This is a genomic window from Mammaliicoccus sp. L-M44, from assembly GCF_022386355.1.
GTDB lineage: Bacteria > Bacillota > Bacilli > Staphylococcales > Staphylococcaceae > Mammaliicoccus > Mammaliicoccus sciuri_A.
Genome location: NZ_JAJNIU010000012.1, coordinates 50,214 through 64,456, shown reverse-complemented (window position 1 = coordinate 64,456; position 14,243 = coordinate 50,214). Strand labels below are relative to the sequence as shown.

The following is a 14,243-nucleotide window of genomic DNA, read 5'->3' as shown; positions in this document are numbered from 1 at the left end:
GATTAATCACCCTTTAATTTGTGTACAGGTTCTTTGTAGTCATCATGTTTGAAGTAATAAGATCCTGCAACTAATATGTCTGCTCCTTGTGCTTTACATAACGCACCTGTTTCTTCATTAACACCACCATCAACTTCAATTTCAAAGTTTAAGTCATGTTCATTTCTATATTCGTCTAACCAAGTAATTTTACTTAGCGTAGATTCTATAAAGCTTTGACCACCAAATCCAGGATTCACAGTCATAATTAAAATAAAGTCCACGTCTCCTAAAATTTGAGTTAATGATTCTACAGGCGTTCCAGGATTGATCACAACACCTGCTAATTTATTATGCGCTTTGATTTGTTGTATCGCTCTATGAATGTGCGGTGTCGCCTCGAAATGGACAGATACCATGTCACTACCCGCTTCGCAAAACGCGTCAATCATTTGTTCTGGGTTCTCGATCATTAAATGTGTATCAATCGTCATATCAGTTACTTTTCTTAATGATTCTAAAATAGGTAAACCAATTGATATATTCGGTACAAACTGACCATCCATAACATCAAAATGTAAAATGTCTGCGCCAGATTCCTTAACACGTGTTACTTCTTGTTTTAATTCTGCAAAATCACAAGCTAAAAGTGAAGGTGCTATTTTTATCATTAATATCTTACCTTTCTATTTTGAATTTCTTCGAATAATGTCAAATAGTGCTTATATCTTAACTGATAAAAATGATTGTCTTGTATGCGTTCTTTTACTGCACATTTAGGTTCATTAATGTGCGTACAATTTCTAAATTTACACTGTGATTTAATTGCTTCAAATTCTGGGAATAAATCTGCAAGTTCTTCCTTTTCAATATGCGAAAAGTCTAATGCGCTAAATCCTGGTGTGTCAGCTAAATAACCACCATCTAACTCATACAACTCAACGTGTCTTGTCGTATGTTTACCACGATTAAGCGCTTTTGAGATTTTGTTTGTTTCTAAATTCAAATCCTCGAACAGTCTATTCATAATCGTGGATTTACCAACACCAGATTGGCCGCTTAACACGATTATACCGTCAATTAAAGGTTTAATCGCATTTGATACATCATCTTCTTCGCCTATAAATAAAGTTTCATATCCAATTGATTGATATTGAGCTAATTTATCTTGAATTTGTTGAATTTCATCATCAGTAGCGAGATCTTTTTTAGTTACACATATTATCGGTGTAATATTGTATGAATGAACGACTACGAGAAATCTATCTAATAATTGTTGACTAAACGCTGGTTCTGATGCGCTCATCACGACGATAACTTTATGAATATTTGAAACAGGTGGTCTTAATAATATATTCTCACGTTCATGAATATGTTGAATATACCCACCCGTTTCATTTTCAACTTGAAAATCAACAATATCTCCGACAACAGGAGATGTCTTCTTCTTTCTGAATAACCCTCGAGCTCTCGTAATATATATACCATCGTCAGCTTGTACTGAATAATCTCCACTTATTGATTTAATAATACGACCCGTTTTCAATATAACACCTACCTCATTTTATTTTAATTATACCAAATCATACTGCTTAAATAATCAATTATTTATGTTGCTTAAACAAAATCGTTACTTCTGTTCCTTTATCGACTTCACTTTCAAAGAAGATTTGAGCATCATGATGTTCAATAATTGAATCAACTATTGATAAACCAAGTCCGTTACTATCAACATGAATATTATGTGATTGATCACCTTTATAAAATCGATCTTTAATATGTTTCAATTGTTTCTCAGTCATGCCATAACCTTCATCAATAATAGAAACTTTTACAAACTCATTTTGTTCTTTAAGATCAATTTGTATCATACTATGTTTAGGTGAATATTTAATAGCATTATTTAATATATTATAGAGCGCTTGATAGAGTAATTTATGATTACCTTTAATAGTTAAATCATCCATATCAAATAGAACTGAGATTTCATTGTCTTCTAATAAGAAATTCAGATTTTGAACGACTTCTTTAATGACTTTTTGAACATGTACTGTTTCATTAAATGATAGATGCTCACTATTATCTAACTCAGATAACAACAATAATTGTTTCGTTAAATTACTCAAACGGTATGCTCTAGCATATATATCTTCTATAATTTGTAATCTGTTATTTTCATCTTGTTCATGTTCAAGTTCAAGTTCTCTTAATAAACTTAAAATAGATTGAAGTGGAGATTTAATTTCATGAGACACATTTTGAACAAAGGATTGTCTCATCATTTCTAGTTGTTTAAGTTCATCTCTCATCTTAATAAATCGATGTTGTAATATACCTATTTCATCGTCACGTGTTACTTTGATATCGACATCAAAATCACCTTTACGTAATGATTCTGTTGTCTTCATAAGTCTTCTAATTGGGTTTGCCAATGAATAACTTGAAAATAGCACGAGTACTAATGAAATTACGACAAGTAACACAAGTAATATTGCTAAAAATATTCTAAATTCGCCTAACATAGAACCGACGCTAGGTCTTAAGAATAATGCATATTCAGCACCTTGATGTTGAATCTTGATACCGACAGTGTTCCTCGTTTCATTATCGAAGAATCCTGTAATAAAAATATTAAATGGTCTATTCTTAATACCATGATACGTTTTACCGTCTAATACATCTTCAACTGCTTGATTATCTAAATTATATTTTCTAAAGTTATCACCATAGTAAGTCGGTTTCAACTTATCGTTATATAATACAGCTTGATAATGAAGCTCGCTTAAGTGATTTAAATAATTATCCAACGACATTTCATTATCATGATCAATATAATCTTGAACATCTTTTAAAGTATTAAATACTTTGTGATCATTTTTTTCTTTTAAATCTATATGATAATAAATATTTGTAAGAATGAATCCTAAAATAGCACTGACGAGCATCACGACTATTGTATAGATCGTTATACGTTGCGCTAAAGACTTAAACCTCATGAGCAAGCACCGCCTTGTAACCAACGCCTCTCACGGTTTTAATCAAGACATCGCTCTCTAACTTTTCTAAACGCTTTCTAATACGTTTAATATGTACATCAAGCGTTCGCTCGTCTCCTTCGAAATCAACGCCCCATACAACTTCAATGATTTTGTCTCGTTGTAATACTTTATCTTTGTTACGCATTAAATAATCTAGTAATGCAAATTCTTTCTTAGGTAAAAGCATTGTTTTCTGATTAATCGTTATTTCCATATCAACACTATTAATATGTGTGTTACCTATTTGAAGTTCATTAGATGAATTAATTTTAAATCTGCGTAGTACAGCTTTTATTCTAAATATTAACTCTTTAATTTCAAATGGTTTTGTTACGTAATCATCTGTTCCTGCTAGAAATGCATTTTCTTTATCACTCAACTCATCTCTTGCAGTTAACATGATAACTGGAATATCAAAACTATCTTTAAGTATTTGACACAATTCAAAGCCGTCCATACCTGGCATCATAATATCTACAACAGCAATATCAATATATTTATGCTCTACAACTTCTAAAGCTTCCTCACCACTGAGACTTGTTATAACATTTATATGTTCGCGTTCAATTTCTCGCTTCAAATCATTTAAGATAAATTTATCATCATCTACAACTAAACAAGTTACCATGTCATCACCTCTTTACCTATGATACCAAATATCTTTGAAAATTTTCATATATACATGAATTCAGGCTGAAATTTCGAATGAAATTTCAGCCTGAATAATATTATTATAATGAATCAATTCATGATTAAACTGATTCTACGTTACGGTTTACTAATGCATTAACATTTTCAATGATTGTACCACTTACGACACGACCTGGTAATTTATTTAAATTAACAGATAGGTCTTGGTCTTTTTTCATATCATATGAAATGTTTCTAGCGAAGTATTTCATTGATTCTTCCATGATGATAATTGTCATCCATTCACCCGCACAACGGTGGTTTGTATAATAATCGCCGCCACCTTGAGGGATTAAATCAAATGGGCTTCCGTCCCAATCGCTGAAGCGGTTTGGATAGAATCTTTCTGGATTCTCCCATAAACCTTCTCTATGCAATGTTCCGTAAATATCTAATACTAAGAACGTATCTTTCTCAATAGTATAGCCATCAAATTCGATATCTACTGCTGCTTTACCAGGTAAAAATGGTACGAAAGGATAGAATCTTCTAACTTCTTGTACAAATTTATAGGCATAGTCATTTTCATTATTGAAAACTTTTTCTGCTTCTCCTGGATAATCATGTAATGCTTTCACACCGAAACTAACAAAACGGTTAATTGCGACTAGAGGACGCACTACGTTCATTAAATCGATCGCACACAATCTAGAATCCATTAAATTACCTTCAAAATCTTCCCAATGACTAAATTCATGTAATGCTGTACCTTGTGGAGGTGTTAATTTACCTTCACGTACTGCAATAATTTGATTTTCTAGGAATGTTTCTACTCTATCTCTTGCTTTTTTAGCTTCTCTATAACCTTTGAATGCAGTACCGATATTTTTGAATGAATCGATCATAGTATCCATATCTTTAGCACAGCTTTCGATTTCTTCAGGAGAAGCGATAATGCCTGCCCATCTAAATCCAACTTTAGTTAATAGAATGATAGATTCTTTATAAACGTTAACTTCGTCCATTCTTTCCATACGTTCAGTATTCATGAACCAAGTACTACGTGTAAGTTCTCTCAAATATTCTAAGTTTTCTTCAGTCATTAATGACATAAATAGAGCTTTACGATCTATGTGTTTTTTACCACCAGTAGTATGTATAGCGCCTTTACCGAATAAAGTATTAACAACACGTTTAGGTAACGTACCTTGTCTTTCGATTAATTCATTGTTATAAAAAATCTCTGCAGCTTCTTTACCGCTAAATACAACTGTTCTTCTTCCACCTAATGCTCTTAATTCAAAAATATTTGTATCAAATTTCTCAAGTCTATTTGGTACATATTTATAGCCTTCTTTTAAGACTTTTAATGTACTGTCTAGACCTCTATCTTTTGGTATTTGCTTACCCATAAAGTTAATGCCCCCTAGAATTTTTGTAAATTTCATATACTTACATATTATTTCATTTTCTGTGAAAATAATCAATCAACAACTATTATCAATTGAAAATTTTATATCTTTGTCAACTAATGCATGCCTTTTTGACCACTCAATTAGCGTATCTGGATAAACGACATCATCTTGAATCGATTGACTTAGATTATCAACCGGAAAACTAAGTATAAATCGTTGATCAATAATTTCCTCAACAACATTAAAAAATGATAAATTCCCACTCGTTGGTCTTCCGACAAGATTGACTATTCCCGATTTTGCTATTTTATAAACGAGCCATTCAGCTGCATAAGATGTATCTTTATCAATTAAGACCACAATTTCTTCAAATCGACTTAATCCGATAAATTCAATTTTATCATCATCAAAGAGTTTCCAATCACCAACAGGTTGATCTAAAATATTTTGATAAAAAGCTTGTTCATTCATTTCACTGCAGGCTTTATACAAACGTTCTAATTTTTGCTTAAATAACGTCTTATGACGCTCTCGTTCAACCTTTACGTGTGTGTCTCTTGTTAATATCGTTTCTTGATTACCAATCTCATAAAAATAAGGTATAAGAAACTCTGCGATACTTAAATTTTTAAATTGTGCATTCCTAAAATCAAACACGACTTTTTTAGATGATTCTTGAATTTTGGATAATTTATATAACGCTTCAACAGCTTGTTCAAAACGAATATCACCGTTAAATTCTAATATTGGCACATCATCCTTAACTGTCACATCAATCGTATGTTCAGTACTCACCGGATAATGTCTCAATTCAAAGCGATAAGTTTGATTCGCTCTTTTCACTTCTACTTCATTTTGGAAAGTTAAAATATGTCCCCATTCTTCCCTATGGTATGGTTCATCTTTTAATAAACGATGATATCTCATTCTACAATATTCAATAGAATCCCCTGATAACTGTGTAATTTCATCACCAACAACAAAGCGTATATCATCCAGCACTTCCATAACAACTAAAGCATCCTTAGTAGCCCTCACCTTAATCCCCACTTGCTTGTCAGGAACTTTCAATGCGTTAATAGACGTATTTAACAAGCCTATATCATAGAAGAAATTATTCATAACTTCTATAAAGACTTGATCAGTCAGATGAGATGAGGTCACAATATTTTTATACTCTTCATAAATAGCGTGCTTTTGATCAGCATCTACAATAGCATGTTCTGTTTGACGATATACATATTCATATAAAGACACATAAGGAAGCATATTTTTCACCCCAGACTCATTTTCTAAATTTTACTAAGAACTAAGCATTAAATCAATAGTGTATAAAAATAGAGACTGAAACACTGTTTAATGTTTCAGTCTCTCATATAGCTATATACTTTTCATATATTTAGAAATCATCGTAATCAATTGTGTTACTTTCAATTTCTTTACCATCTACTTCAACGCGATATTCAGCTGATTCGCCTTTTGGAATCGTGAAATTAATGCTTCTTGTTGTATCTTTTTTAATCGTAAAGGAATCTGCAACTTTTTTAATATCATTTGATTTATCTTTAACAAAGATTTCTACTTTTTGACCTTTTTTACTATCAGATCCTGTAAATGGTATATAAACAGATTGTGTATATGTTTTATCTCTTGCATTATCATTGTTGTCATCATTTTTATCTTTGTCATCTGATTTATCTGAGTCAGAGTCTTTATCTTCACCTTTAGATACATCAAAGTAAATCGTTGATTCGACTGGCAATTGTCCATCTTTAAATGATTGTTTGACAATTGTATCTGCTGGTTCATCACTTTCAACTTCAGATTGTTCTACTTTAAATCCTAGCGCTTCAAGTTCAGAAGTTGCTTTACTGATTTCTTCACCCGTATAATCTTTAACGTATTCTTGCTTCACGCCGATTGATTTTGTCAAAATAATCATCGTATCTTTAGGTACGACTTTAGAACCTGGTTCAATATTTTGATTAATTACTGTGCCATTCGCCGCTTTATCGTATTGTTCTTTTATACGGACAGATTCAAAACCTTGTTTTTCTAATTGCTTTTTCGTTTTGTCTGCTGATTTTCCAACATAATCTTCTACGGTAAACGTCTTAACACCTTGAGATATCACTAAATCAACTTTAGTCATCTCTTTGACTTTACTACCTACTTTAGGTGTTACTTTCATAACTTCGCCTTCTTTAAAGCTATTACTATAGGCTTCTGTTATTTTGCCTTTACTTAAACCTTTTTCATCTATTAAAGCTAAGGCTTCACCACGTGATTTTCCTAATAAGTTAGGCACATCTACATATTTAGGTGCTGTTAAGGCAAAACCGATTGCACCTACTAACATACATAATAGTAAAATAGGTACAAAAACGATTAACCATTTATTTCGCTTACGTTTAGGCTTATTTGTTTCCGTATTTTGTTGTTGTGCATTAGCATTTTGTTGCGTCGTTGCAATTGGAACAGTCTTTGTATCACTTTCTTCTTCATCTGCTTTTATAACGGGCATTGTTTTAGTATCTGAATCAGAATCATACCTAGGTAATTCATCTTTACGTTCATCATCCAATGCTGTTAAAAGGTCATAATACATTTCATTTGTATCACGGTACCTGAGTGACTTTTCTTTACGCGTTGCTTTCATAATGACATTTTCTATACTTTGAGGTATAGATGGTCGTTCTTTTCTAATAGAAGGCAACTCTTCTTGAATATGTTTAATGGCTACACTTACAGGCGTTTCCCCATTAAATGGTGGGTGTCCTGTTAATAATTCATACAATACAATACCAATAGAATAAATATCTGATGATTCATCTGTTGATTGACCTTTAGCTTGTTCAGGCGATAAATATTGAACAGAACCCATAACATGATTCGTTTCAGTTAGAGCTGTTTCACTTAATGCCCTTGCGATACCAAAGTCTAATATTTTTAACGTCCCATTTTTAGTCATGAGAATGTTCTGAGGTTTAATATCTCGATGAATAATTCGATGATGGTGTGCATGTGCGATACCTTTTAAGATTTGAAGCGTCATTTCAACCGCTTCATCTGCAGATAACTTACCTTCTTTACATAGATATTCCTTTAATGTTGGTCCTTCTATATATTCCATAACAAGGTAATAACAATTATCATCTTCTTCTACATCCAGTACATTCACAACGTTACTATGACTTAAAATCGTCGTATTTTGAACTTCTCGTTCGAAACGTTCAACGGCTTTTTCTTTTTCATAAGGCGGTATGTTGATTACTTTCACTGCTACATCACGGTTCAAGATCTTATCTTTCGCTAAATAGACGTTACTCATACCACCGCCACCAAGATACTTCACAAATTCATAGCGACCGGCGATTATGCGACCTATCATATTTTTCCACCTTCAAATGGATATAATATTAACGAGATATTATCTTTACCTTCGACTTCTATTGTTTCTTCGATAAGCGTTTCACCAATATCCTCAACCGTACCTTTATGAGACATCACAATTTGTTGAACGTCATCTTCATGTAAGTAATCTGTCAAACCATCTGAATTTAAAAGCAAATAATCATAAAATTTTGTATTGTAGTAAAAAATATCTGGGTTAACACGTTTATCTGTTCCCATAACTTTTGTAATAATGTTTCTTTGAGGATGCGTGAAAGCTTCTTCTTTCGTAATTTCCCCAATCGTAACAAGATGATTAACAAATGTATGATCATTTGTTAATTGCATCATTTCACGACTGTTCATCAAATAAGCACGTGAATCACCTATATTAGCTACAACGATGTCTTTTTCATAGACTAGAGCACAAACACAAGTTGTACCCATGCCTCTATACATCTCATTGTTCATAGACTCGTTATATAATTGTCTGTTTATATCAGCTAAGTTAGATTGCAACCAATCTTCAGCATGATCATATTCAATATAATTTTCATCTTCGAATCTAGCTTTAAGTGAATCATTCACAAATTGACTTGCAACTTCACCAGCAGCATGTCCACCCATACCATCACAAATCACTAATAACACTTGACCTGTTTGATTTGTATAGATACCACCTGCATCTTCATTTTGTTCTCGAAATTGACCGACATCTGTAAAAAACCGTGCTTCCATGATTTGTTACCTCGTTTCTTCTTTTCGCTCTTTTGCTCTTAGTTGTCCACATGCAGCATCAATATCTGCACCTTGATTACGTCTTATTGTAGCATTTATCCCGTTTCTTTTTAATTCTTTTTCGAATTTAAAGATATCTTCTTTTGATGTTTTTACATAATCACGTTCTGGTACGTGGTTAACTGGAATTAAGTTCACGTGACAGTTTAAATGTTTAATTAATTTTGCCAATGCTTTTGCATGATGAACTTGGTCATTCACGCCTCCGAATAAACCATATTCAAATGTGATTCTTCTATTCGTTTTGTTGACATAGTATTCAATAGCTTCCATTAATTTATCTAAATCATAAGCTCTGTTAATAGGCATCAATCTAGAACGTGTTTCATTATCAGCTGCATGTAAACTCAATGCGAAGTTTATTTGTAGTGATTCATCAGCAAAATCATAAATTTTAGGAACAATTCCTGATGTAGAAACTGTAATATGACGTGCACCGATGTTTAAACCTTTATTATGATTAATGATTTTTAAGAATCCCATCATTTCATCATAGTTCTCAAATGGTTCACCAATACCCATAATAACAACTTGGCTAACACGCTCATCCGTAGCATCTAAAGCTTTTTGAACTGTTAATACTTGCGCAACAATTTCACCCGCTTCAAGGTTACGTTTCAATCCACCAATTGATGAGGCACAGAACGTACAACCTATACGACAACCTACTTGAGTTGTCACACAAACTGAATTCCCATATTCATGTCTCATTAATACTGTTTCAATCGTGTATCCATCTTGTAATTCAAAAAGAAACTTGATAGTTCCATCTTTACTTTCTTGTTTAACAGCTACTTCTAACGTTGTAATTTCAAATGATTGAACTAGTTTTTCTCTCAATTCTTTTGAAAGATTTGTCATTTCGCTAAAAGCGTCTACTCTTTTAACATATAACCAATCAAAAATTTGTTTAGCTCTAAACTTTGGTTCTGATTGATCGATCAACCAATCTTCTAATTCTCCTAATTGTAATGAATATATTGAAGGTCTTTCGAAGTTTGGCATAAATTTATTGCGTTTTTTCTGTATCGCTGGCATATTAACTTTCCTTTCTCTTAATTTTAGTAATAAAGAAACCATCTGAATTATAATCTTGAGGTAGTAGCTGTAATGTTTTAGTTTCTTGATTTGTTCTTGGATCTATAAATGGTGCGAATTCAAACTCTGGATTTGCTTTTAAGAATGAATAAACAACATTTTCATTTTCCATTTGTTCGATTGTACAAGTTGAGTACACTAATTCTCCATTCGGTGCGAGAGATTTACTCGCATTTTCAAGGATCTCTAATTGTAAGTGCCATAATGATTCAACATCTTTTGACGTCTTGTCATATTTAATTTCAGGCTTTCTTCTCATGACACCAAATCCACTACACGGTGCATCTACAAGGATGTAATCATATGTTTGATCAAAAGGCTGAGTTGCATCGTGTACAGCTGCTGTTACATTTTTAAGTCTTAATTTTTTGATATTAAAATCAATTAAATCTATTTTATGTGGGTGAATGTCAAACGCATCAACATGACCTGTTTGATTCATGATTTCAGCGATATGACAAGTCTTACCACCTGGTGCACTACATGTATCTAATACTGTACTATTCGGTTTTGGATTCAAAATTTCTGCTACAAACATTGAACTCTTATCTTGTACAGATAATAAACCATCTTTAAATAATCTATCATTTACAATGGCTTCACCTTTAACATGTAAACATCTTTCTATGTCTTTATCTATTTCGACAGTATAACCATTACTTTGTAATCTTTCAACTGCATCTTCAACAGATATACGTGTTGTATTTACTCTTACTGTTGTATCTGGCGGTGTTAAACTTAATAAACACATTTCTCTTGTCTTTTCATATCCAAAATGTGTAATCCAATGTTTCGTTAACCATAAAGGTACACTACCTTCTATTGAAAGTTTCTTATCATCATGTTTGATTTCATCTAATGTTCTTAATGGTGTAGACATGAAATTTCTAAGAATCGCATTGATTGCTTTACTATTGTGTAAATCACCGCGTACTTTAGCAATATTGACAGCTTCATTGATAATCGCATGATTTGGAACTTTATCTAAATATACATATTGATATGCACTCATGATTAATAGACGTTTCATCCAACCTTTTAACTTCGTCTTAATAAAAGGTTCAATTAAATATTCTAAAGTGATTTTTCTTTGTAAAGTACCATATACAAGTTCTGTTAATAATCCGACATCTTTTTTAGATACGGCTTCGTTTTTTATCGCTTCATTAAGTTGTAGATTACTATATGCTTCACCTGTTAGTACATCATCTAGAATCGTTAATGCAACGTTTCTTACATTGTTTTTCATCATATTAATTTAGTCCCATCAATTTTTGATTGTAATCCGCTTAAATAATCTCGTGCTTGCACACGTTTTTTACCTGCTAATTGTATTTCAGTTAAAGCAACACCATCTTCACTACCTGTTGCTACAATAATAGCTGATTTAGTTGTTTCAACAATTTCTCCTGGATTACCTTTAACATTTCTTACAATTTCACTGCGCCACAATTTCATATTTTTATCATTCATCGTTGTATAAGCAACTGGCCAAGGTGATAACCCTCTAATATGGTTATGAATTGATTCAGCATCTTGTGTCCAGTCAATTCTTTCATCTTCTCTTGAAATATTTGAAGCAAAACTTACAAGAGATTCATCTTGAGGAATGCTATCATTTGTTCCATTAAAAATAGTAGGTAAAGTTCGTTTCAATAATGCTGTACCGAGTACTGCTAGTTGATCATGAACATCTCCTACTGTGTCGTTCTCTTTAATGTCGATTTCATCTTGGCTAATAATATTACCTGCATCTAATTTTTCTGCCATATACATAATTGTTACGCCTGTCTTCTTCTCACCATTCATAACTGCATAATGAATCGGAGCACCACCGCGATATTTAGGTAGCAATGAAGCATGTACATTGACTGCTTTATATTTTGGCGCATCTAATAGTGATTTTGGTAATAGCTGTCCAAATGCTGCAGTTACGATTAAATCAGGTTGTAAATTAATAATCTCTTCTAATTCTGGAGAATGATTTAATTTTTCAGGTTGATATACTGGAATATTGTGTTCGACTGCTACTTTTTTAACAGGAGGTGGTGTCAGTACTTTTTTTCTACCTACTGGACGATCAGGTTGAGTAACAACTGCAATCACTTCATGTTCTTCGATTAGCATTTCAAGAATGCCTGTAGAAAAATCTGGTGTACCCATAAATACAATTTTACTCATCCTTATACATCTCCTCTAGTTCTTCTTCGCTAATTTCTCTTGTCATCTTATCCGTGAATAACTCACCATATAAATGATCTACTTCATGTAAAATAATACGTGCAATATCATCATACGCAGTTAGTTCAACTTCATTACCATTTAAATCATTACTTTTCACAACAATCATTTTACTTCTGTTCACTTCTCCAAAGACGCCAGGTACGCTGAGACAACCTTCTACATCAGCTTCAGTTTCTTCAGATTGAGAAACAATCGTTGGATTGATCAGCTGCAAAATACCTTCTTGCTCCATATCAACAATCGCAACTTTAAGATCAACGCCAATTTGAGGTGCAGCTATACCCACCCCATCATTTTCAAACATTGTATCCTCTAAATCAGCAATTAATGTTTTTAAAGACTCATCAAAAGTCACAACATCTTTAACTTCTCTATTTAATATTGGATTTGGTACCGTAACAAGTGGTTTTACAGCCATATCTATCGCTCCTTTTTAAAAACTCATCGTATAATTATAACGTAAATCAATATAAAAAGCGACAGAGAAAATTCATCTACAGTCGCTTATATTGATTTGATAGAAATTTTTAAGTAATCGAAGTAAAATTGAATTACCAATAAATAACAGAAAGGAGTCCTTTATGAACACATCCGATTACTATCAATATTTACTCGCACTTGAATCACGGAAGATTTTATCGAAAGATGAGAGAAATAATCTTCTAACTTATTACAATGGTAAAGAAGGAGAACGCTATTTCAAATTATTTTTAAACACGATACCAAACATCTGCTATATTTACGACTTCGAATTCGGTAATCAACATCATGTCCAAATTGATTATTTAGTCGCAACAGATAATACACTTTTCTTATTTGAAATTAAACATTATAGAGACGAGTGGCACTTCGAACAAGATTTCTTAAAAAATAGTTACGGAATCACTACGAAATCCCCCATTAAACAAACTCAATTTATGAAATCTGAATTAGAAAAATTACTGTATCAAAATGGTATACATATAAATATTCAGCCTTATATCATTTTTACGAATCCTCATTTTATACCCGTTGGAAACTGGCCACATGATCAAAATATCATCTACTTCAATCAATTGAATCAAATCAAAGATATTTTACTATCCCAATCATCAAAGTTTAACCCCGCATTATTAAACTTTTTATTGCAACACAAGAAAATTCATTCCACTTATTATCAAAAAGAAATCACACCATACTTCGACATCAGCTTAGCAGGTATAAAATGCCCGAGCTGCAGAAAAATGCACACAATCAATATAGTAGAAAGTAAAATCTACTATAACTGCACGTACTGTCATTGTAAGATCAAATCCGAAAAAATCATTCTGTACAATTTGAAAGAACTCTATTATTTAAAAAGAGACGGCTTCACATTTGATGAAGCCATCCAGTGGTGTTATCCGGTGAAAGAATATACGATTGGTCGTGTTTGTAACAAGTATTTTAAATCAGCTAAGAAAAGAAATAGAAAATTCTTCCCTAAATAAACTAATGTAGTGTTCGTTATTTGCACTTTTAACAAGAACTGCTTTTAACGGGGTCAGTATTTGCACCTTTAGCCAAAACTGCTAATAACAGTATCAGTATTTGCACCTTTGGACAGAACTGCTTTTAATGGCACCTGTACTTACGTAAAAACCTACATTTTCATCTATACACATACAAA

The 14,243-nt window shown here is 32.4% G+C and carries 13 protein-coding genes; 1 reads left to right on the top strand and 12 read right to left on the bottom strand.

Annotation, left to right across the window (positions count from 1 at the left end; genetic code table 11):
- Positions 1–2 precede the first annotated feature (2 nt).
- From rpe to def, 12 genes are all read right to left on the bottom strand, one after another.
- Positions 3–650, bottom strand: a complete 648-nt coding sequence (rpe, locus tag LQ611_RS08290; protein WP_107565727.1) for a ribulose-phosphate 3-epimerase — start codon at positions 648–650, stop codon at positions 3–5.
- Positions 650–1,525, bottom strand: coding sequence for a ribosome small subunit-dependent GTPase A (gene rsgA, locus LQ611_RS08285; RefSeq protein ID WP_025904557.1), 876 nt, complete (start codon positions 1,523–1,525; stop codon positions 650–652). The genes rpe and rsgA overlap by 1 nt, the downstream gene beginning before the upstream one ends.
- Positions 1,526–1,583: 58 nt before the next feature.
- A complete protein-coding gene (locus LQ611_RS08280; RefSeq protein ID WP_239709524.1) occupies positions 1,584–2,975 on the bottom strand; it encodes a sensor histidine kinase in 1,392 nt (463 codons plus the stop codon).
- Complete coding sequence (locus LQ611_RS08275) at positions 2,965–3,645, bottom strand: response regulator transcription factor (RefSeq protein WP_107572712.1); 681 nt, start codon at positions 3,643–3,645, stop codon at positions 2,965–2,967. The genes LQ611_RS08280 and LQ611_RS08275 overlap by 11 nt, the downstream gene beginning before the upstream one ends.
- A gap of 124 nt (positions 3,646–3,769) precedes the next feature.
- On the bottom strand, positions 3,770–5,059 hold the full coding sequence (locus LQ611_RS08270; protein ID WP_025904560.1) for a cytochrome P450: 1,290 nt from the start codon (positions 5,057–5,059) through the stop codon (positions 3,770–3,772).
- A gap of 75 nt (positions 5,060–5,134) precedes the next feature.
- On the bottom strand, positions 5,135–6,331 hold the full coding sequence (locus LQ611_RS08265) for a hypothetical protein (protein WP_107565730.1): 1,197 nt from the start codon (positions 6,329–6,331) through the stop codon (positions 5,135–5,137).
- Positions 6,332–6,461: 130 nt separating this feature from the next.
- Positions 6,462–8,453, bottom strand: coding sequence for a Stk1 family PASTA domain-containing Ser/Thr kinase (pknB, locus tag LQ611_RS08260; RefSeq protein ID WP_103361347.1), 1,992 nt, complete (start codon positions 8,451–8,453; stop codon positions 6,462–6,464).
- Positions 8,450–9,196 carry a Stp1/IreP family PP2C-type Ser/Thr phosphatase gene (locus tag LQ611_RS08255; protein WP_037587595.1) on the bottom strand — a complete coding sequence of 249 codons (747 nt, stop codon included), beginning with the start codon at positions 9,194–9,196 and terminating at the stop codon, positions 8,450–8,452. Before LQ611_RS08255 ends, pknB begins: the two co-directional genes overlap by 4 nt.
- A 3-nt stretch (positions 9,197–9,199) precedes the next feature.
- The gene (gene rlmN, locus LQ611_RS08250; protein WP_107565737.1) at positions 9,200–10,291 is read right to left on the bottom strand and encodes a dual-specificity RNA methyltransferase RlmN; all 1,092 of its coding nucleotides are present in this window, start codon (positions 10,289–10,291) and stop codon (positions 9,200–9,202) included.
- 1 nt (position 10,292) lies between these two features.
- Positions 10,293–11,603: a 16S rRNA (cytosine(967)-C(5))-methyltransferase RsmB gene (rsmB, locus tag LQ611_RS08245; RefSeq protein WP_025904565.1), complete on the bottom strand. Its 1,311-nt coding sequence runs from the start codon at positions 11,601–11,603 to the stop codon at positions 10,293–10,295.
- Entirely contained in the window at positions 11,600–12,532 is a 933-nt protein-coding gene (gene fmt / locus LQ611_RS08240; RefSeq protein WP_037587594.1) for a methionyl-tRNA formyltransferase, read from the bottom strand. Before fmt ends, rsmB begins: the two co-directional genes overlap by 4 nt.
- On the bottom strand, positions 12,525–13,013 hold the full coding sequence (gene def, locus LQ611_RS08235) for a peptide deformylase (protein WP_107565732.1): 489 nt from the start codon (positions 13,011–13,013) through the stop codon (positions 12,525–12,527). The genes fmt and def overlap by 8 nt, the downstream gene beginning before the upstream one ends.
- Before the next feature lie 163 nt (positions 13,014–13,176).
- On the opposite strand from def, the gene LQ611_RS08230 reads away from it, so the two are divergent.
- Complete coding sequence (locus LQ611_RS08230) at positions 13,177–14,064, top strand: nuclease-related domain-containing protein (protein ID WP_107565733.1); 888 nt, start codon at positions 13,177–13,179, stop codon at positions 14,062–14,064.
- Positions 14,065–14,243: the final 179 nt, after the last annotated feature.